This window comes from Lactobacillus gallinarum, assembly GCF_002160635.1.
Lineage (GTDB): Bacteria > Bacillota > Bacilli > Lactobacillales > Lactobacillaceae > Lactobacillus > Lactobacillus gallinarum.
On record NZ_NFKZ01000003.1, the window covers coordinates 17,010 to 37,617 of the forward strand.

18 protein-coding genes are annotated in these 20,608 nt (G+C 37.6%); 3 read left to right on the forward strand and 15 right to left on the reverse strand.

The window, feature by feature from the left end; all coding sequences use genetic code 11:
* The 15 genes from ruvX to B5E95_RS02005 all read right to left on the reverse strand — a co-directional run bounded on the left by ruvX (nucleotide 1) and on the right by B5E95_RS02005 (nucleotide 18,151).
* The gene (gene ruvX, locus B5E95_RS01935; RefSeq protein ID WP_087176013.1) at nucleotides 1-429 is read right to left on the reverse strand and encodes a Holliday junction resolvase RuvX; all 429 of its coding nucleotides are present in this window, start codon (nucleotides 427-429) and stop codon (nucleotides 1-3) included.
* Complete coding sequence (locus tag B5E95_RS01940) at nucleotides 429-686, reverse strand: IreB family regulatory phosphoprotein (protein WP_003627753.1); 258 nt, start codon at nucleotides 684-686, stop codon at nucleotides 429-431. The genes ruvX and B5E95_RS01940 overlap by 1 nt, the downstream gene beginning before the upstream one ends.
* A 60-nt stretch (nucleotides 687-746) precedes the next feature.
* On the reverse strand, nucleotides 747-3,386 hold the full coding sequence (alaS, locus tag B5E95_RS01945; protein WP_087176012.1) for an alanine--tRNA ligase: 2,640 nt from the start codon (nucleotides 3,384-3,386) through the stop codon (nucleotides 747-749).
* Between the two features lie 237 nt (nucleotides 3,387-3,623).
* Nucleotides 3,624-4,985, reverse strand: a complete 1,362-nt coding sequence (locus B5E95_RS01950) for a DEAD/DEAH box helicase (protein WP_087176011.1) — start codon at nucleotides 4,983-4,985, stop codon at nucleotides 3,624-3,626.
* On the reverse strand, nucleotides 4,978-5,934 hold the full coding sequence (locus tag B5E95_RS01955; RefSeq protein WP_087176010.1) for a DHH family phosphoesterase: 957 nt from the start codon (nucleotides 5,932-5,934) through the stop codon (nucleotides 4,978-4,980). The genes B5E95_RS01950 and B5E95_RS01955 overlap by 8 nt, the downstream gene beginning before the upstream one ends.
* 59 nt (nucleotides 5,935-5,993) lie before the next feature.
* Nucleotides 5,994-7,115 (reverse strand): DNA polymerase IV, encoded by a 1,122-nt coding sequence (dinB, locus tag B5E95_RS01960; protein WP_087176009.1) that lies wholly within the window; start codon nucleotides 7,113-7,115, stop codon nucleotides 5,994-5,996.
* Entirely contained in the window at nucleotides 7,108-8,559 is a 1,452-nt protein-coding gene (gene zwf, locus B5E95_RS01965) for a glucose-6-phosphate dehydrogenase (protein ID WP_087176008.1), read from the reverse strand. Before zwf ends, dinB begins: the two co-directional genes overlap by 8 nt.
* 108 nt (nucleotides 8,560-8,667) lie before the next feature.
* Nucleotides 8,668-9,081: a preprotein translocase subunit YajC gene (gene yajC, locus B5E95_RS01970; RefSeq protein ID WP_162606867.1), complete on the reverse strand. Its 414-nt coding sequence runs from the start codon at nucleotides 9,079-9,081 to the stop codon at nucleotides 8,668-8,670.
* 58 nt (nucleotides 9,082-9,139) lie between these two features.
* Nucleotides 9,140-10,156 carry a Holliday junction branch migration DNA helicase RuvB gene (gene ruvB / locus B5E95_RS01975; protein WP_087176006.1) on the reverse strand — a complete coding sequence of 339 codons (1,017 nt, stop codon included), beginning with the start codon at nucleotides 10,154-10,156 and terminating at the stop codon, nucleotides 9,140-9,142.
* A 47-nt stretch (nucleotides 10,157-10,203) separates the two neighbouring features.
* Nucleotides 10,204-10,794, reverse strand: coding sequence for a Holliday junction branch migration protein RuvA (gene ruvA / locus B5E95_RS01980; protein WP_025005189.1), 591 nt, complete (start codon nucleotides 10,792-10,794; stop codon nucleotides 10,204-10,206).
* A 3-nt stretch (nucleotides 10,795-10,797) separates the two neighbouring features.
* Nucleotides 10,798-12,708 carry a DNA mismatch repair endonuclease MutL gene (gene mutL, locus B5E95_RS01985; RefSeq protein WP_087176005.1) on the reverse strand — a complete coding sequence of 637 codons (1,911 nt, stop codon included), beginning with the start codon at nucleotides 12,706-12,708 and terminating at the stop codon, nucleotides 10,798-10,800.
* On the reverse strand, nucleotides 12,708-15,284 hold the full coding sequence (mutS, locus tag B5E95_RS01990) for a DNA mismatch repair protein MutS (RefSeq protein ID WP_087235505.1): 2,577 nt from the start codon (nucleotides 15,282-15,284) through the stop codon (nucleotides 12,708-12,710). Before mutS ends, mutL begins: the two co-directional genes overlap by 1 nt.
* Before the next feature lie 188 nt (nucleotides 15,285-15,472).
* On the reverse strand, nucleotides 15,473-17,101 hold the full coding sequence (gene groL / locus B5E95_RS01995) for a chaperonin GroEL (protein WP_025005191.1): 1,629 nt from the start codon (nucleotides 17,099-17,101) through the stop codon (nucleotides 15,473-15,475).
* Between the two features lie 52 nt (nucleotides 17,102-17,153).
* On the reverse strand, nucleotides 17,154-17,438 hold the full coding sequence (gene groES / locus B5E95_RS02000; RefSeq protein WP_003627770.1) for a co-chaperone GroES: 285 nt from the start codon (nucleotides 17,436-17,438) through the stop codon (nucleotides 17,154-17,156).
* A gap of 179 nt (nucleotides 17,439-17,617) precedes the next feature.
* Entirely contained in the window at nucleotides 17,618-18,151 is a 534-nt protein-coding gene (locus B5E95_RS02005) for a hypothetical protein (RefSeq protein ID WP_087235474.1), read from the reverse strand.
* A gap of 274 nt (nucleotides 18,152-18,425) precedes the next feature.
* Here B5E95_RS02005 and B5E95_RS02010 point away from each other — a divergent pair, with 274 nt between their 5' ends.
* The 3 genes from B5E95_RS02010 to B5E95_RS11145 all read left to right on the forward strand — a co-directional run bounded on the left by B5E95_RS02010 (nucleotide 18,426) and on the right by B5E95_RS11145 (nucleotide 20,365).
* A complete protein-coding gene (locus B5E95_RS02010) occupies nucleotides 18,426-19,292 on the forward strand; it encodes a zinc-binding alcohol dehydrogenase family protein (protein ID WP_087235475.1) in 867 nt (288 codons plus the stop codon).
* Nucleotides 19,293-19,312: 20 nt separating this feature from the next.
* Nucleotides 19,313-20,098: a helix-turn-helix domain-containing protein gene (locus B5E95_RS02015; protein WP_087235476.1), complete on the forward strand. Its 786-nt coding sequence runs from the start codon at nucleotides 19,313-19,315 to the stop codon at nucleotides 20,096-20,098.
* A gap of 123 nt (nucleotides 20,099-20,221) precedes the next feature.
* Nucleotides 20,222-20,365, forward strand: a complete 144-nt coding sequence (locus B5E95_RS11145) for a hypothetical protein (protein WP_420907638.1) — start codon at nucleotides 20,222-20,224, stop codon at nucleotides 20,363-20,365.
* Nucleotides 20,366-20,608 lie beyond the last annotated feature (243 nt).

Consider the following 20,608-nt stretch of genomic DNA (forward strand, 5'->3'; position numbering starts at 1 on the left):
TTAATCCTTTCGGTGTAAATCCAAATAATTTTGCAAGATGAGCACCGCTGCCATCTGATCAATCACTTGTTTACGTTTTTTACGATCATGAATACCTGCATCTTCTACGAGTACTCGGCGTGATTCGATAGTTGTTAATCTTTCATCAGAATAATGCACGGGCAAGCCAAACTTTTCTTCGAGTCTTTTACCGTAAGCCTTACTGCGGGCAACTGAAGCTCCCGAAGTGCCATCCATATTCTTAGGCAGACCTAATACAAAGCCATCTACTTCATATTGTCTAACTAACTTTTTTAATGGACGCATCCCAAAATTATATCTGGTTTCATCAATTTTAATAGTTTCTAACTTCTGTGCAGTAATTCCTAATTCATCACTGATCGCAACACCCACAGTTTTAGAGCCTATATCTAAACCTAATAATCGCATTATTTATTCTTACCAAGATAGCTCTTAACGAGTTCCTCAATAATTTCATCACGTTCGTGCTTAAGAATTAAGTTACGGGCATCATTATGCCGTGGAATATAAGCAGGATCGCCAGAAAGTAAGTAACCTACAATCTGGTTGACAGGATTATAGCCCTTTTCTTCAAGCGCATTGTAAACATCTTGCAGAGTGTCATAAACATTCTTTCCTTTATTTTGGTTAAAGTCAAAATGCATAGTCTTATCTAGCGAACTCATATTTATTCCTCCTGTCAACAATTTTACTTGAAAAAAAGCTTAAACACAATTAATTAATTCTTAGTTCTTTGAAATTTCTTCGATTACAGCCTTGATAGCGTCGTTAAGACCTTCTGGCTTCTTACCACCGGCTTGAGCCATGTTAGGACGACCACCGCCGCCACCACCAAAGATTGGAGCAGCCTTCTTAATTAAGTCGCCAGCCTTAAGCCCCTTGTCTAAGGCCTTTTGATTCAAGCTAATAATCATATTAGCCTTGCCATCATTTTCAGCAGCTAAAACTAAGACGTCTGACTTGTTGCCACTCTTCCAGTTGTCAGCAAGTTCACGAAGGTCGTTCATGCCGTTAACATCTGCAATAGTAGCAATTACAGTCAAGTCACCAGCTTGTTTTACATCATCAAAGATTTGACCAGCCTTAGCTTGGTTGATTTGCTTAGTCAAAGCTTCAACTTGCTTTTGACTATCATGTAAGTCACTTTCAAGTGAGTCAATCTTATCAATAATGTTGTCTGGCTTAGTTGCCTTAACTTCTGTTTGAATATCATCAAGTAAACCTGAACGATTTGCTAAGTATTCGTATGCCTTCTTTGAAGTTACAGCTTCAATTCTACGCATACCAGCACCAACAGCTGATTCAGAAGTAATCTTGAAGATACCGATTTGGTTAGTGTTATCACAGTGAGTACCACCACAGAATTCTGATGAGAAGTCACCCATTTGAACAACACGAACCTTGTCACCGTACTTACCATCAAAGAGGGCTAAAGCACCCATCTTTTCACCTTCTTCAGGTGTAGTGATAGTAGTCTTAACATCGATAGCTTCCCAAATCTTTTGGTTAACTAATTCTTCAACTGACTTAATTTCACGTGGAGTCATTGGTTCCATAGCAGTGAAGTCAAATCTCAAGTAGTCAGGATCAACTAATGAACCTGCTTGGTGAGTATGTTCACCTAAAACTTGACGAAGTGCAGCGTGAAGCAAGTGGGTTGCTGAGTGTGAGTGACGTAAACCTTCACGACGTTCCTTGTCGATCTTCAAAATATATTCCTTGCCCTTTTCCATTGGCAAAATAAGGTCAACAAAGTGCAAGTTTTGGTCGTTTGGAGCGTGTTGGACATCAGTTACCTTAGCAACAAGTTCACCATCTTGATCATAAATGTTACCGTGGTCGGCAACTTGACCACCACGTTCTGCATAAAATGGAGTCTTGTCAAATACTAAGGTTGCGTGTTCGCCATCAGCCTTGTCAACTAACTTATCGTCAACAACGATGTCAAGAAGCTTGGCATGTGGTTCTTCATAAGTATCACGTTCAAAGACTGACTTGTCCTTAATGTTCATCAAAGTTACATCTTGACGACCCATTGATTGAAGATCACCACGAGCCTTACGTGCACGTTCCTTTTGAGCTTGCATTTCAGCATCAAAGCCCTTCTTATCAACCTTAAGGCCAGCATCTTGAGCTGATTCAAAGGTCAATTCGTATGGGAAGCCATAAGTATCAAACATCTTGAAGGCATCCTTACCTGAGATAGTCTTGTCATCTGACTTCTTAGCCTTATCAATTAAGTCATCAAGCAAAGTCAAACCAGTATCAAGAGTAGCTTGGAATCTTTCTTCTTCGTTTTGAATTACGTTTTCGATAAAGCCGCGTTGATCCATAACTTCTGGGTAGTGGCTTTGCATAATCTTACCAACAACTGGTACAAGCTTGTAAAGAAAGGCCCCCTTGATGCCCAAACGTTGACCGTTAAGGTCGGCACGACGAATCAAACGACGAAGAACGTAACCACGACCTGAGTTTGATGGAAGAGCACCATCAGCAATAGCAAAACTTACGGCACGAACGTGGTCGGCAATAATCTTGAATGCAGTAGTGTCTTCTTTGTTTTCACCGTACTTCTTACCGTCAGTCATTTCTTCAGTAGCGTGAATAATTGGCAAGAATAAGTCAGTTTCAAAGTTAGTTGGTGCATCTTGCAAAATTGAAAGTACACGTTCAAGCCCCATACCAGTATCGATGTTCTTGTGTGGTTGGTCTACGTACTTACCATTTGGCAAGTGGTTGTATTGTGAAAATACGATGTTCCAAATTTCAAGGTAACGTGCATTTTCACCACCTGGGAAGTTTTCTGGATCGTCTTCAGCAACGTCGTTGTTTTCTTGACCACGGTCGTAGAAAATTTCAGTATCAGGACCACATGGACCTTCACCAATATCCCAGAAGTTGTCTTCTAACTTAACAATATGGTCTGCTGGCATACCAGCTTTTTCCCAGACACGTTGTGAATCAACGTCTTTTGGATAAACAGTACAGTAAAGCTTTTCCTTTGGTAAGCCAAGCCACTTAGGACTAGTTAAGAATTCCCAAGCCCAAGGAATAGCTTCATCTCTAAAGTAATCACCTACTGAGAAGTTACCAAGCATTTCAAAGAAAGTTTGGTGACGAGCGGTCTTACCAACATTTTCAATATCGTTAGTTCTGATTGACTTTTGAGAAGAAGTAATTCTGTGGTTCTTTGGTACAACTGAACCATCAAAATATTTCTTCATAGTAGCAACACCAGAGTTAATCCAAAGAAGAGTTGGGTCATCTTGTGGAATAAGTGATGCACTTGGCATAATCATATGGCCATGATCCTTGAAGAAGTCAAGGAACATTTGGCGAAACTCTGAACTAGTTAGTTTCTTCATTTTTATCTCCCATAAACAAAATAAAAAACACCATTGCTTATTCAAGGACGCTCCGCGCGCGGTACCACCTTGATTGCAACAGTGTTTGTTACCTCTTGATATTCTTAATTAATACAACTTAAAGGAGCATCTGTTAAAGCGAATTAAGCCCTCTCACCAATTGGCTCTCTCTTTGAAATTCAACTTTAATAGACATATCTTAAGCTGAAAATAATTGTACTACAAAATCCTCGTCTGTCAACGTCCTTGTTCTCGCTTGCGTTTTCTTAGACGCTTAGCTTTTCTAATCTCATGACGTTGTTCAAGCTTACGCTTTTGACGATTATCTTCTTGAATTGCTCGCTTAATCTTCTTCTTGTAGCCAGGCTTACGCTTTCTCTTTTCTTTTTTAACGTAACCAACTAACTTAGTATCAAGCTTGCGATTCTTACCTTGACGGTTCTCACGACTGCGGTAATGCTTACGTGGTACTAATTCACCATTCTTAATTTCAACAAAGTCAAAATGAACGCCCATCTTTTCCAAATCTTCGACCCGGTTCATTTCTTCTTCACGAATTAAAGTGATTGCATGACCTGATAAACCATTACGACCGGTACGACCAATTCGGTGAATTACAAATTCGATATCACGTGGAATTTCATAGTTAATAACTAAACTTACCCCATCGATATCAAGACCACGTGCTGCTAAGTCAGAGGCAACAACATATTGAAATTGTCCTTGCTCAACTTGACGCAAAGTCCGCTTTCTTTCTCGCTCAGTTACCCCGCCATGAATCTTAGCCACCTTTAAGCCCTGATCCTGCAAGTATCTAGTTAATTCATCAACAGTTTGTTTTGTATTTGCAAAAACCAAAGCCAAGTATGGTTGACCCATAGTCAATAACTTGTACAAAACACTCTTACGATTCTTTGAGCCAATATCAAGCAAATCATTCTTAATTGTAGGTGCAATGACACTTGGATTATCGATCACGATTTGATCTGGATGAGCCATGTACTTACGCAAGAAGTTAGATAACTTAACTGGAATAGTAGCTGAAAAGGCTGCAATTTGTACATCCTTAGGCATCTTGCTTGCTACTTGATCAATATCGGCCAAAAAGCCCATGTCAAGAGTCATATCAGCTTCGTCGATGACAAAAGTCTTAACTTGATCAACAACGAATACCTTTTTTTGTACAAAGTCCAAGAGTCGTCCAGGAGTGGCAATTACCAACTGTGGCGTATTATTTTGATACTTTTCTAACTGACGTTCACGGTCAGTACCACCAGCAAGGTGAGCGATAGAAAAGTGCATCCCTGCCGCATCTCTTAATTGACGTGCCACTTGATAAAGCTGATCAGCTAATTCACGACTAGGCAAAGTCACAATTGCTTGTACATAGTGAGCATCTTCATCAATTTCATTAAAGATAGGCACCAAATAAGCATGTGTCTTACCTGACCCAGTTGCAGCTTGCACTACAACACTTAAATCAGAAAGCATTGCGGGAATAACTTTTTCCTGCACCTTAGTTGGCTTTTCAAAATGGATCTTCTTTAACCCCTCTTGAATAGCTGGTTTAATTCTGGAATCTGCGAAAATATTATTCATGATCTTCTTTATACTTCTTAGTTACTTCAACAACTTCGGCAAAGACTTGCTTTACTTCGTCCATGTCCTTAGCATTAGCACCACTTGCTAATGCGTGGCCACCACCATCATGTTTAGCAGCTAATTCATTGATTACTGGACCCTTTGAACGGTAGTGCACACGGAAAGTGCCATCTGGCTTTTCAACAAATACGTTCCAAGCCAAAACATCCTTGATTCGACCTGGAGTTGAAACTGCAACATTAGCTTGATCATCAGTCAAACCTAACTTCTTCAAATCATCTTGCATCAAGATAGTGTAAGCAGCACCAACTGGATCGATTTCCATCTTGTCCATTGCTAATGCTTGAAGCTTAGCTTCATCAAAGGTTACATCGGCAATGTTTCTAGCGATTTCAGTAATATCAATACCGGTTGAAGCAAGTTGAGCTGCTACTTTAAAGGTATGTTCTGAAGTTTCTGGATACATAAAACGACCAGTATCGCCAACAATACCTGCGTAAAGTGGGTAAGCGACTTCTGGAGTAATCTTAAAGCCTTCTTCATTTAAGAAGTCAACGATGATTTGACAAGCTGCTGGAGCATCAGGATCAACATAACTCATATCAGCGTATGGATCTACATCTGGGTGGTGGTCGATCTTAATTAAAAAGTCACCCTTGTCGTAAAGCTTGTTTGAAATTCTTGGGGTATTAGCGGTATCAGTAGTAATTACCAATGCACCTTCGTAATCAGTTGCTTTAACTTGGTCCATATGATTAATCCAAGCTAAATCGCCTTCGTCATTTTCACCAGCACATAAAACGCGCTTGTCAGGGAATTTTTCCATAATTGCACGTGCAAGACCAGCTTGTGAACCAATTGCATCTGGGTCAGGACTAGTGTGACGGTGCAAAATAATAGTTGGATATTGTAAGATTTTTTCGTAAATGTCATCAAAACTACTCATTATTTTTCCTCATCTTCTAAAAATTATCTGTATCTAGTTTACCAGAAAAAGGACTTCTTTTAGTAATCGAATAAATTGATTGCTTGATATTCATCCTGCTTAAAATCAGTCACAGTTACCCCGATTAACCGAATACCTTTTTCCAAAAAGTTACTGGTTTTATCAAACAAATCACGGGCGCTGTCATAGAAATCATACTGGCTATTTGACGGTTTCGTCAATTTTCTGCGCTTAGTCACAGTATCAAAATCATTATCTCTAACTTTTATTACTACGGTTTGGGCAAAAAAGTTACGCTTTTTTAGTTCTTCTTCTAAATGTTTACAATAATGCCGAATGTGCGTCAACGCTTCATCACGTGTATAAATAGCCGGCTCATAAGTGCGTTCCATACCAATCGATTTACGATTTGCATCTGAATCCGCAATGACCGGGCGCAAATCAATCCCATGTGCATGCTGCGCTAAGAAGTAGCCCATCTTTTTGAACTTTTTAATTAAAACAAAATCATCAACCTGCTGCAAATCCGCACCTGTATAAATCCCCATCTCATGCAGCTGCTCCTGCGTTTTAGGACCTACACCTGGAAATTTTTCGATTTTTTGCATCCCTAAAAATTGCTTAACTTCATCAGGCAAAATAACGGTTCTGCCAAAGGGCTTGGCATATTCTGAGCCCATTTTAGCCAAAAATTTATTATAAGAAACGCCAAAAGATGAATTTAGTCCAAGCTCTGTTCTAATCCGGCGTTGCAAGCTAATTGCTAATTGGACCGCGGATTTTTGTCCTAACTTATTATGGGTGACATCAAGATAAGCTTCATCTAAAGCAATTGATTCTACCTTATCTGTAATATTATGCATAAAAGAATGAATCTCGGCTGACACGCTACGATATTTCTTAAAGTCAGGTCTAATAAAAACTAATTCTGACTTTGGAATCAACTTAACCGCCTTAATCGCAGGCATTGCCGAATGAACGCCGTACTTTCGAGCTATATAATTACAAGTTGCTACAACTCCATGCCCACCATTATTACGAGGATCTTGCCCGATAACTAGTGCCTTATTTTTTAATTCTGGATTTCTTTGAGTTTCAACTGAAGCGTAAAAAGCATCCATATCCAGATGTATAATCCGACGATGGATGTCGTTTTGCGGCAATAAATTTTGCTTATTCATAAATCCAATGTTCCGTTGGAGCCTCGAAGATATCGTTTGCTTCCTTTGGACCCATTCTATATGGCAAATATTGAGCAATTTTGGCATTGCCTGCTTCATTTTCTTTTTGCCAATCAGCTTCAACAGAATCGATAAATTCCCAGTAACGTTTTAATTCGCTCCAATGGGTAAAGTTAGTTGAATCATTGACAAAAACATCATGTAAAAGCCGCTCATAGCCGTCTGGAACTTTTACCATTTCAGATTTTGAAAATTCATAGGTTAAATCTTCGCGTCTAATTCCTGGTTGATCGATCTTTTTACCATTAATGGTGATATAAATCTTGCTAGTAGGATCAATCTCAATCGTAATATTGTTGGAATGAGCTTGACCATAAGGATTATTGATATGCTTTAATACGATATCGATTCTATTCTTCTTTTCCTTAAATTCTTTACCGGTTCTAAAGTAAATCGGTACCCCAGCAATTGGGCCTTCCTTAAATTTAACTTTACCAGCTACAAAGGTCTCAGTAGTAGAATTTTCATCTACATTTGGTTCTTGTTTATAAGCAAAAGTAGTATCACTACCTAAATATTGACCGCGAACAAAATCTTTTTTCACTTCCTCTGGACTAGGAATGATCATGCCTTCAAGCAAATCTTGCTTAGCCTTGTGGACACTAGCAGAAGTTAAATCTTTAGGTTCTGGCATAGCAAGCAAAGTAATGATCTGGAAGATATGATTTTGAACCATATCACGCAAAGCGCCAGAAGTATCATAGTAACCACCACGTGCTTCTACTCCCAATCGTTCTGCTGAAGTAACTTGAATATTTTTAATGTAATCAGCTGACCAAATATTTTTGATTAAAGGATTGGTAAAACGCATTGGCATAATGTTTTGAACCATTTCTTTGCCCAAATAGTGGTCAATTCTAAAGATATCATCTTCATTAAATGAAGCGGTAATTTCTTTATTTAATTTTTCGGCAGATGCCAAATCATGACCAAACGGCTTCTCTACTACGATTCGATTAAAGCCACTACCTGTTAAGCATTGGTCATTGATATGTGCAGCAATCGTACCGAAGAATCTTGGGGCCATTGCCATGTAAAAGAGACGGTTTCCATGTGCGCAATAACGATCGTCTAATTCTTGAGCTAATTTTTTCAGTGTCTCATAGTGTTCAACATTTGTAACATCATGTGATTGATAGTAAAAATGGCTAGCAAAATGCTTTAAACTATTTTCATCAACCTCATCGTGAGTTTCATGAACAGCATCACTAACTTGTTCACGTAAATATTCGTGTGACCAAGGTCTACGAGCTGTTCCAATTACGGCAAAATTATCATGAATTAAGCCTTGTTGATACAAATTAAACAAAGCTGGGTAAAGCTTACGGTGAGCTAAATCACCACTACCACCAAAAATAATCATAACTACAGGAATATTTTTCATAATACTATCCTTTTCTTTAATTTGCTTTTTTAAATCATTTCTATTTTACAACAAGCTTTTTCATGGCAAAACAAAAAGCGTCTGAATTGACGCTTTTGCTATTATTAATTATTTGTCTTCTTTAGTTTCATCTGAAGAAGCATCAGTGCTCTTAGTATCTTCTTTAGCAGGTGCATCTTCAGTCTTATCTGCTGCAGGAGCATCATTTTCTTCAACTGGTGCTGTAGCAGGAATAACGCGGCGAACGGCCATTCTTTCGAAAGTTAAGTAAATACCGTCTGCATCTACTACGATAGTCTTGTCACTGTTGATCTTATCAACTTTAGCGTGCAAACCATCAACTAAAACAACGTCGTCACCCTTCTTCAACTTATCCATCATTTGCAATCTTTGTTGTTGTTGCTTCTTTTGCGGACGAATCATACCAAAGTAAGTAAAACCGATCAAAACGATAAATAAGACGATCATCATCATGTTGCTGCCACCAGCAGCGCCAGCATTTGCTAAAAATAAAGTATTCAAATCTTTCACCTCATAAAATTATTGTCTAGATATTATGTCTATTATACAGAAAATAATATTATTTATCACCTGGAACAGGAAAACCTAATTGCAAATATGCCTTGTCTGTCACCATTCGCCCACGTGGTGTAAGCAAAATAAATCCATGCTGCAACAAATAAGGCTCATAGAGTGATTCAATTGTTTCCATATCTTCACCTACATTAGCAGCCAAGGTTCTAATGCCAACAGGTCCACCATTGTAGCCTTCAATCATTGTCCGTAACAAACGACGGTCAGTCTGATCTAATCCCTCGTCATCCACTTGAAGCTGCTTCAATGCACCTTCAGTTGTAGCAAGAGAAATTGTCTTTTCACCTTTAACTTCCGCAAAATCACGAACACGTTTCAAAAGACGGTTAGCTACACGCGGCGTTCCTCGAGACCTTCGGGCTAATTCATGAGCCGCCTCAGGTGCAATTGAAGTATGGAAAACATCACTTGATCGTTGGACAATCTTTTCTAGTTCATCAATTGTGTAATACTGCATGTGTTCAACGATACCAAATCGATCTCGGAGTGGTGCAGATAATTGACCAGCCAAGGTTGTTGCCCCAATCAAAGTAAATGGTGGCAACGGCACGTGAACAGCATGTGTAGTCTGCCCTTCACCAATTACGATATCAATATAGTAGTCTTCCATTGCTGAATACAAAACTTCTTCAACAGGCTTAGCAAGACGATGAATTTCATCAATAAAAAGCACATCCCCTGGATCAAGATCTGAAAGTAGTGCTACTAAATCCCCCGCTTTTTCAATTGCAGGACCACTTGTACTCTTTAAATGCACGCCAAGTTCATTTGCAATTACAAAAGCTAAAGTTGTCTTACCTAAACCTGGTGGTCCATAAAGCAAGACATGATCTAAAGCCTCATCACGCTGTTTTGCGGCTTTAATATAAATGGACATTTCTTTTTTAACACGCTTTTGACCTAAATATTGATCCAAAGTTTGGGGTCTTAAAGACAATTCCATTTGTTCTTCTTCAGAATTTTCTACTTCACCTGAAGTTACTGCATCTTCATTTTCTGCCACCAGTTTCACTTCCTCACTTATATCAATATTTACTATTATAACAAGATCTACTTCTTAAGCAGTAATGCTAAACCTTTTTTAATGTATTGATCGGCTGTATCTGCATTAACTTCTTCAAGCTTAGGAGTAATGCGGTCGACTTCTTTTTGAGTATAACCTAAAGCAATTAATGCTAACAAAGCATCATTCAATGCTGGCGGGATATTTCCTTGTTCTTCATCTTGACGATCAAGTCGAGCAACATAATCGCCTAGCTTTCCCTTCAAATCAAGCACAATCTGAGACGCCGTCTTTTTGCCGACACCAGGAAAACGAGTTAAATATTTTACTTCTCCCTGTTCAATTGCTTCGGCTAAAGAGTTGGCATCTTCAGCTGCCATGATTGCTAAGGCACTCTTAGGACCAATCCCACTAACGCTTAAGAGTTTAAGAAAGAGCCCCTTATCATCTTCACTTTGAAAACCATAAAGAGTAATTCCTGTATCTCTTACAATTTGTTCAATAAAGATCTTAGCTTTATCTCCCTTTTGGTAAGCAAAAGGAGTTGGGCTATATACTTTATAACCTACGCCATTTACATCGACTACGATATAACTTGGTGTAATAACTGTAACTATTCCTTCAAAATATTCGTACATTTATTATTCATCCTTCTTGAACATTTTTCTTAACTCGTTCTGACTTATCCGCACTAAAATTAACTGACCATCTGCATCATGATAAGGATCGGACGTTTTACGCAGATCCGCAATAATTTGTGCACCTTCTGCAGCGGATAAATTGATTTTACCTTTAACATTGCGTTTAGCTTCTAACGCTGCTACTCGCTTAAATAAATTTTGTGATTTACCCTTATCAAGATTCAAATAATTATCCAAAATTTCACGGATGGATTCTTCGACATGCTCATGAATCCATGTAGGATACGAACGCACAATAAAACTATTTTGACCAAATTCATCTAAATAAATGCCTAGTTGCTTAATTTGATCAATTTTATCTTTAATTTGCAAAAAATCCAAATTACCAAATTCCAACACAATCGGTGTCAGCAAACCTTGCTGCACTATTTTTTTAGAAGTAATAGTTTGATAGATTTGTTCAAATTGAAGACGGCGTCTGGCGGCCACTTGATCAATCAAATATAAGTCACCATCATTTTCAGCCAGTATGTACGTATCCATTTTTCCAACATAAGCAAGGCGCGGCAAATTATTGGCTAAAGTTTCATCCCCAGTTGAAATAACTTCTTGATCTACCTTTTTATTGCTAAACGGCATCAATTTTTGTTGCAAGGCAACATTCTCATCCCAGGTTTTAGTAATGATATATTGATCATCCTCACGTGGAATATTGATATCCACATAGTTATGCGTAGTTTCTTTTTTAGGCTCCTCAGCTTTTTTAGCTTCTTGTTTTACTAAAAATTCTGGCTTCTCAGCTTCTTCATGAACTTCTGGCGTCTTACGCGTTGTATTGACAACATCTTGATTCAAATTGAATTCTAATTGATCAACTAAAGTCTCACGTTTATTTTCTAAATTGGCAAAGCCACTACTTTGTTCAGTTTTATCTAGCAAAGCATCGCTAATAGCACCAGTGATCAGACGACTAAGTTCTTTTTCTTTAGATAAACGTACCTCTTGCTTAGTGGGATGGACGTTCACATCTACTAATAATGGATCAACATGAATAGCGATCACGACAATAGGATAATGACGTGCCGTTAATTTTGAACCGTAGCCATCCATAATGGCATTATTCAATTGAAAATTCTTGATATAACGGCCATTCAATAAGATCGAGATAAAGTTGCGCGTAGAACGAGTTAATTCCGGCTTGGACATTAATCCTGTAATCTTAAAATCACTGTCTTTTGCTTCAAAACTTTCCATTTTTTCAGCAATATGACGGCCATATACATTAGCGATCGTCTGTTTTAAATTGCCATTGCCAGTTGTTCTGAGTAAAACTTTACCCGTATTTGACAAGGTAAACGAAACTTGCGGATAACCTAAAGATAAACGGTTAATAATATCCACAATTTTCATAATTTCAGTCCGTGGACTACGTAAATACTTTAATCGCGCAGGCGTGTTAAAGAATAGGTCTCGAACTGTAATTTTAGTTCCTTTTTGTGACGCTGCATCTTCTTGGCCTTTTTTACTGCCGCCACTAAATTCTGCCTTAATCCCAATCGCATTTTCTGTGGCTGTCACAATTTCGACATGACTAACAGCGGAAATTGAAGCTAAAGCTTCACCACGAAATCCTAAAGTAGAAACCTTGAACAAATCATGCTCATTGTTAATCTTGCTTGTGGCATGCCTAGTAAATGCTAAATCTACTTGATCACGTGCAATTCCAGTTCCATTATCTTGGACTACAATTTGCTTTAATCCGGCATCAATAAAATCGACTCTAATTCTCGTTGCACCAGCATCAAGTGAATTTTCCACAAGTTCTTTAACTACACTAGCCGGACGCTCTATTACTTCACCCGCTGCAATCTGATTAGTTAAATTTTCAGATAGCTCGTGAATTTTAGCCATTACTTACCATCCTTCAAGTCCTTTTGCCAATCAGCTACCATTTGCATGATTTGCAATGGTGTCTTATCAGCTAAATAAAGATTAGAAATATCATCAAGCACATCTTGTTCCGCATCGGTCATCGGACTATTTTCACTGTCATTATCTTCAATTTCATCAGAATCCGTTACTGGTTGAGCAAATAAATCAAGTTGCTGACTAACTGGTGCCAGTTCACTCCCCTGTGCTTCTAAGCGCTTCAATAATTTAGTTGCTTCACGTAAAACGGCACGTGGCAAGCCAGCAAGTTGTGCAACGTGGATACCATAACTTTGATCAGCAGGACCTGGCAAGATTTTATGTAAGAAAATCAACTTACCATTTTCTTCGGTCGCCCCAACGTGAATATTTTTTAAATGATCGAGTGTTTCATCAAGGCTGGTTAATTCATGATAGTGCGTAGCAAAAAGTGCCTTGGCACCAACTTTATCATGCAAGTATTTAACAATAGCACCCGCTAAGGCCATACCATCATAAGTAGCCGTACCACGTCCAATTTCGTCAAATAAAACTAGACTGCGCTTCGTAGCATATTGCAAAGCATCGTTTGCCTCGCTCATTTCCACCATGAAAGTACTTTGACCAGAAATCAAATCATCAGCTGCACCAATACGAGTAAAGATTTGATCAAAGATAGGTAAAGCTGCACTATCAGCAGGGACAAATGAACCAACTTGCGCCATAATGGCAATTAACGCCATCTGCCGCATATAAGTACTCTTACCTGACATGTTTGGTCCAGTAATCAAAAAGATATTTGTAGCAGAATCCATCTTCACATCATTAGGAATATATGAACCTGCAGTCATTACTTTTTCCACAACCGGGTGACGACCATTAACGACGTCAATATCTTGACTATCAGTGTGGAAAGATGGGCGACAATAATTGTTTTGTTCAGCAACTGTAGCGAAGCCACAATAAACATCTAAGGCAGCTAATTGATTACCCAATTTTTGCAAAGCAGGAATGTACTTCTTGACTTCATCACGCAATTGAACAAATAAATCATATTCAAGATCAGTTGAACGAGTCTGCGCCTCTAAAATTAAATTTTCATGCTCTTTCAACTCTGGAGTAATGTAGCGTTCTGCATTAGTTAAAGTTTGCTTACGAGTATAGCGATCAAGAGGCACCTTACTCTTGTTACCATTAGATACTTGAATATAGTAGCCAAAGACCTTATTGAAACCGACTTTCAAGTTGTCAATGCCTGTCTTTTGACGTTCATCAGTTTCCATTTGAACAAGCCACTTTTTACCATTGTTCATGGCATCCCGATAGCGATCGAGTTGTTTATCCACACCATCTCTAATTAATCCACCGTCTGTGGTTAAAAGTGGTGGATCTTTTACTAGAGTAGTAGAAATTAATTCAGCAACACCCTTTAAAGGATCAATTTTTTTGGCGAAATCTGTCAAAACATCACTGTCAGATTGATTAAGTGCATCAAGAATAACCGGCACTGCTTGCAAAGAACGCGACAATTGCAATAATTCACGGGCATTAACATTGCCAAAGGCAATTCGTCCTGTTAAACGTTCTAGGTCATATACACCTTTTAAGGCATCAATCACATTTTCTCGAGTAAAATAGCCATCAAGCAATGCTTGAACCATTTCTTCACGATGATTAATGATATCCACATTTAACAATGGACGGGCCAACCATTGCTTGAGTAGACGACCTCCCATGGCGGTATGGGTCTTGTCTAATATCCAGAAGAGTGACCCCATCTTTTTACCGGTCTTAGCTGATGCCACTAATTCCAAATTGTTTTGTACAGTATGTGACATCTGCAAATACTGATTTACTTCATAGCTCTTAGCAATTTGTAAGTGAGCTAAGCTTCGCTTTTGCGTTGAAAGCAAGTAACCGACTAATTGACGTGTTGCCTCTTTTTCGGCTGTATTGGTCAAATTCTGTTCAACATAAGAAATTTCCGCATGCTCGCCTTCAATTGGTGTAGGTGCTGAAACCGTAATATTTGCCTTGTGCATAAAGTCCTTGTTTTGTTCAGTTAATGGGCCGTTATACACAACTTCTCTTGTTCTCAAAGACAAAAGTTCATTAGAAACTGCGGCAAAGCTCTTCAAATGAGTAGAATAAATTTCACCGGTGGATAAATCACTGTAAGCTAAACCGAAGCCACTTTTAGTAGTAACTACAGAAGTTAAATAATTAGAATCCTTGGCATCATTAGGTCCTTCATTCATCATGGTACCCGGAGTTACTAGTTGAATGATGCCTCGCTTCACCATGCCTTTAGCTTTTTTAGGATCTTCAAGTTGTTCACAAAGAGCTACTTTATACCCTTTTTCAACCAAAGTATTCACATAAGTATCCACAGCCATGTGCGGAACGCCAGCCATTGGAATAGGGTTCTTGGTCTTATTTGAGCGATGTGTCAAAGTTAATTCTAGAATCTGTGCCCCTTTAACCGCATCATCTTCAAACAATTCATAAAAATCTCCGACGCGATAAAAAAGAAAGGCGTCAGGATATTGCTTCTTTATTTCATAATATTGCTCCATCATAGGAGTTGTTTTCTCAGCCATTTACGTCCCTTTCCTATTTTCATCTAGAGTGAGTTACTGTTAAGTATTATACGCTATAAAGGAAGAGAAAAGAAAAACTTCGAAGCTGAACTTTTTTCAACTTCGAAGTTTTTAATATTTATTTGTTTTTTGAAATAGAGTGAGAGTGTTGTGCTAAAAAGCTACAATTACATACCCATTCCTGGTGCGCCTGCAGGGTTACCTGCTGGTTGTGCTGGCTTTGGTTCAGGAATTTCTGCAACAACAGCTTCAGTAGTAAGAAGAAGAGCAGCAATTGAAGCAGCATTTTGTAAAGCAGTACGAGTTACCTTGGTTGGGTCGATAATACCAGCGTCAACCATGTTTTCCCACTTATCAGTAGCAGCATTGTAACCAATTTCGTTTTCTTGGTGTTCAAGCTTGTCTAAGATTACTGAACCATCTTTACCAGCGTTTTCAGCAATTTGACGAACTGGTGCGCTCAAAGCTCTAAGAACAATGTTGATACCTGTTTGTTCATCAGTGGTTTCACCCTTAACTTCACGAACAGCCTTTTCAACATTTACTAAAGCTGTACCACCACCAGCAACGTAACCTTCGTCAACGGCAGCACGAGTTGAGTTCAAAGCGTCTTCAATTCTGTAACGACGTTCCTTAAGTTCAGTTTCAGTAGCAGCACCAACGTGGATAACAGCTACACCACCAGTAAGTTTTGCAAGACGTTCTTGTAACTTCTTCTTGTCGAAGTCTGAAGTTGAGTCTTCGATTTGCTTTCTGATAGTGTCAACACGTTCGTCAATAGCATCCTTTGAACCAGCACCGTCAACAATAGTAGTTGAGTCCTTGGTTACAGTGATACGACGAGCTTGACCTAATTGATCAATCTTGGTGTCCTTAAGTTCAAGACCAAGATCTTCAGTAATAACAGTACCACCAGTTAATGCAGCGATATCTTGTAATTGTGCCTTACGACGGTCACCAAAGCCAGGAGCCTTAACAGCAACAACGTTGAAAGTACCACGAATCTTGTTCAAAACAAGAGTTGGAAGAGCTTCACCAGTTACGTCGTCAGCAATGATCAATAATGACTTACCTTGTTGAACGATTTCTTGAAGTAATGGCAAGATGTCTTGGATGTTTGAAATCTTCTTGTCAGTGATCAAGATGTAAGGATTATCAAGGTCTGCTTCCATCTTGTCGTTGTCAGTTACCATGTATTGTGATAAGTAACCACGATCAAATTGCATACCTTCAACTACTGAAAGTTCAGTATTAATACCACGTGAGTCTTCAATAGTGATAACACCATCGTGACCAACCTTTTCCATAGCGTCAGCAATCAAAGCACCGACTTCTTTAGAAGCTGATGAAACAGCAGCAACGTTAGCGATTTGGTCCTTTGATTCAACCTTGTGGCTGATCTTGTGAAGTTCATCAACAGCAGCCTTAGTAGCTTTTTCGATACCGCGACGAATGCCAACTGGGTTAGCACCAGCAGTAACGTTCTTCATACCTTCACGTACGATAGCTTGAGTTAAAACAGTAGCAGTAGTAGTACCGTCACCAGCGATGTCGTTAGTCTTTTGAGCTGCTTCAGCAACTAACTTAGCACCCATGTTTTCGTAGTGGTCTTTTAGTTCAATTGACTTAGCAATAGTAACACCATCGTTAGTGATGTCTGGGTTACCATAGCTTTGTTCCAAAACAACGTTTCTACCCTTAGGACCAATAGTAGTCTTAACAGTATCAGCTAACTTATCAACACCCTTTAAAAGTGAACGTCTTGCGTTTTCTGAGAATTTAATATCTTTTGCCATAGGTTATCTATGCTCCTTAATCTCGTATTTTAATTTCTAATAATTGCGTCAATTATTTTGCAATTGCTAAAATGTCTTTTTCGTGAAGTACTAAGTACTTTTCACCTTCGTATTCAACGTTGGTGCCAGAATATCTATCGTAGAGAACTACGTCACCTTTCTTAACTGACATAGGAATCTTTTCACCGTTTGATGCGTAAGCACCTTCACCTACGGCTACAACTTCACCTTCAGTTGGCTTCTTCTTAGCGTTAGATGCTAAAACAATACCACCAACAGTCTTTTCTTCTTCATCTTTAACTTTTACGATCACGCGATCACCGATTGGTTGTAACACGTTTAGTCCCCCTTATAATTAGTTTTCTTTTTTAAAATTTTGATATCTTTATCAGTGATTAGCACTCTTATTTCTTAAGTGCTAACTTACAAATATGATAATAACCTGTTTTATTAAAAAAAGCAAGAAAAAATTAGCACTTTTTATAAAAGAGTGCTAATTTTATTTTTATCTTATTTTTAATTAAAAACTACAGTTAGTAAACCTTCAATAATGCCAGAGGTTAATCCCATCGCATAATATTGCTTATATGCATCCCAAAAGCTATTACATTCCTCTTTATCTTTACCATCAACAAAATAATATTTACCATTTTTCTTATTTCTAATGGTTTTAAGCAAAGCATAAAAGATTGCCAAAAATGCCATCAAAACAAAAAGAATAATCGGAAAGAAATAGCCAATAATATTTTGAAAATTATATGCCATCCCTGCTGCAATTACGATTAGCAAGTAAATTACGGCAACCAGTGGATTGCAAATTAAACGTGGTGGCTTCACTTTCATGGATAATAAGATTGAAAAAAGCAGTGGCAAAATCAGAATATTTAATAAGGTCAGTGCATACACATTGTTAATATCTTTTACTTGGTTAGCAAAAGCATGATCTATCTTGCCCCAAAACATGCATAATAGACCAACTACCCAATAAACAGCGGTCATGATCCAAGTGATTTTTAGTGTTTCATTTTTCTTCTTTTTCATTCTCATCATCTCCCCTTTAATTAGCCAAAATTATAGCATGTTGTTAAGGTGTAACACTACTAATAATCAAAATTTAATTAACTCCCATCTTTACTCTATTTCAGTGTAAAAATCCAATTAGTTGGAATCTTTTAGTCAAATTGGCAAGAGATTAAAGTTAATTAGATTTATAAATAGATAATCTAAAATATAACTACATCAATCCAATATCAGTATTCTTATTTTTCAAAATAATCTAAATCTTGTATTCTTTCTTCAATTATTTTTGAAAGGATACAAATCTATGAAAGCTATTATTCAATCAGCTCTTAATCAAGCAAAATTAACTGATATTCAAATGCCAACATTCTCCCCTATTTCTTTAGAAATTGAAACAAAATATGCGCCATTACTTAGGTATGATCTACTCAAGCTTAATGGAACTATTACAACAACATCACCACAAATTATGGGATACGGTGGAACCGGGGCTGTTACTAGAGTTGGTTCTTTAAGATCTAACTCCCTTCTTCATCAAAAAGTCTTAGTCCTTAATCCTTGGGGAACCTTTCAAGAAAAAATCATCTCTAATATTCCACCACTTGTTATTCCTATCCCTGATAATGTTGCTCTCAAAGAAGCTACTGCTTTAGTTGGCGGAGCTGACTTAGCATTGACTTTATTTAAAATAATTAAACAAAAAGATAAGCAAGTACTAATCTACGGTGCTGACTCAGTAACTGGTTTAGTTCTAATGCAATTATTAACGAGACATACTGATATAAATTTCATCCCTCATGTAAGAGCCATCTCAAAAACTTATTTAAACGAAAGATTGGATGAATACAATATCGAGATTGCTCCAAATATACGAACTAACTCTCGTCTTATTATTGACCTTGCTGGGCCTGCAATTAATGAAAAATTATTCAAGCATTTTGCACATGGTGATGAAATAATTACCGTTGCACAGAAGAACACTCCTGGAATGCAATTCATCAGTCGTCCCGCTTTACCGAAGGATTATCAATTTTTAATGAATGAGATTCAAGAAAAAAGACTATTCATCCCTATTAATAGAACCTTCTCTTACCAAGATTTTCAGAGTGCAATAATTTTTCAACAAAATAATCCCAGCCGAGGCAGAAATTTAATTTCTTTCATTGATTAATATGATATAGTTATTTCACTATGAATAACTTTGAAGAATTAGTCTCAAAAAAGATAGGCAAAACTATCAAGCGAGAAAGATTAAAACAAAATATTTCACAAAAAGAATTAGCCGCAGGAATTTGTTCTAAAGCAATGATTAGTAGTATCGAACATGGCGATTATATTCCTAATACCGCTATTTTTCTTGCACTCTACCAAAAGCTCAATTTGTCAATTGATCAGAATTTTCTTAAAGAGAAATTGCCTTTTAATAATTCTACACTTACAGATACAGCTTTTGATTTATGTAGTAAGCACAAATACAGAGAATTAATTAAATACCTTAGTCAACAACCTATCATTTCTTCTTTAAACAATGATCAAGATTTTCAGAACTATTATTACTATTATGGTTGTGCAGTTTATCAGAGTGAGCACGACCTTTTAGATTGTCAGCATTATTTTGAATTGGCAATCACATACTCTATGAATATTGATATTGATCATTTACGTCCTAAAAATTCTATTGAATTTCTTTTAATTAATTCATTAGGTGTAATTTACGCTGAATTACATAAAACTAAAGAAGCAAGCCGATTATTTGAAATCGTTAATAAACAAATTCTTTCATGTAGAGATGCCGAATCTGAGAATTTAAACGTAATTCGCTATCAACAGGGATGTATTTTTTTGAAACAAAAAGATTATCAATCAGCATTAAAATCCTTTGTAGTTGGCTTAGATAGAGTCAACAACTTAAATTCCACATTCATGCTAAATAACTATTCTGCTAAGATTTTAGAATGTTATCAAAGCCTTACTTAAAAAAGCCCGCATACGCGAGCTTTTTTGCTAGTTCGTCTTCCTTTACGAACTAGCTTTCGATATAATTATTTCCGCAGAAAGTTTTATGAGCGGTGGTTGTTTTACCTCCCGGAGGTGAGGTCTATGGTCAATAAACTAGAGAAAGGGTTCAACCATGTCGGTTTACGATTGCATTTCTTTGATGCTCTTGTTTGGGATGTTTGTGTTGGCTTTGCTGACCTACATCGATCATCACGACAAAAAATAAAACGCCGCTCAATTCAATAACTTTGGCAGGTTATTTGAGTAGACGTTCGTCAATCTTATAATTTTTAGCCACCGCTCTTAAAGCGGGCTGCAAAGGAGACCTTTGTGTCTTCTTTTTTCTTTACTTAAATTATAACATATTTCGTTCATTCACATATTAATTACACAAAAAGACACCAAGAAATAATCTTTCTTAGTGTCTTCTTTATTTTATCTATCTTTTTAACTTTTTTGTTTTCTAGAGAAGTGTAAGTTATATAAGTT

Excerpts from the sequence above, each read along its gene's own strand:
- ruvX (WP_087176013.1), bottom strand. The coding sequence starts at position 429 with ATGCGATTATTAGGTTTAGATATAGGCTCTAAAACTGTGGGTGTTGCG.
- B5E95_RS01940 (WP_003627753.1), bottom strand. The coding sequence starts at position 686 with ATGAGTTCGCTAGATAAGACTATGCATTTTGACTTTAACCAAAATAAA.
- alaS (WP_087176012.1), bottom strand. The coding sequence starts at position 3,386 with ATGAAGAAACTAACTAGTTCAGAGTTTCGCCAAATGTTCCTTGACTTC.
- B5E95_RS01950 (WP_087176011.1), bottom strand. The coding sequence starts at position 4,985 with ATGAATAATATTTTCGCAGATTCCAGAATTAAACCAGCTATTCAAGAG.
- B5E95_RS01955 (WP_087176010.1), bottom strand. The coding sequence starts at position 5,934 with ATGAGTAGTTTTGATGACATTTACGAAAAAATCTTACAATATCCAACT.
- dinB (WP_087176009.1), bottom strand. The coding sequence starts at position 7,115 with ATGAATAAGCAAAATTTATTGCCGCAAAACGACATCCATCGTCGGATT.
- zwf (WP_087176008.1), bottom strand. The coding sequence starts at position 8,559 with ATGAAAAATATTCCTGTAGTTATGATTATTTTTGGTGGTAGTGGTGAT.
- ruvA (WP_025005189.1), bottom strand. The coding sequence starts at position 10,794 with ATGTACGAATATTTTGAAGGAATAGTTACAGTTATTACACCAAGTTAT.
- mutL (WP_087176005.1), bottom strand. The coding sequence starts at position 12,708 with ATGGCTAAAATTCACGAGCTATCTGAAAATTTAACTAATCAGATTGCA.
- mutS (WP_087235505.1), bottom strand. The coding sequence starts at position 15,284 with ATGATGGAGCAATATTATGAAATAAAGAAGCAATATCCTGACGCCTTT.
- groL (WP_025005191.1), bottom strand. The coding sequence starts at position 17,101 with ATGGCAAAAGATATTAAATTCTCAGAAAACGCAAGACGTTCACTTTTA.
- B5E95_RS02005 (WP_087235474.1), bottom strand. The coding sequence starts at position 18,151 with ATGATGAGAATGAAAAAGAAGAAAAATGAAACACTAAAAATCACTTGG.
- B5E95_RS02010 (WP_087235475.1), top strand. The coding sequence starts at position 18,426 with ATGAAAGCTATTATTCAATCAGCTCTTAATCAAGCAAAATTAACTGAT.
- B5E95_RS02015 (WP_087235476.1), top strand. The coding sequence starts at position 19,313 with ATGAATAACTTTGAAGAATTAGTCTCAAAAAAGATAGGCAAAACTATC.
- B5E95_RS11145 (WP_420907638.1), top strand. The coding sequence starts at position 20,222 with ATGGTCAATAAACTAGAGAAAGGGTTCAACCATGTCGGTTTACGATTG.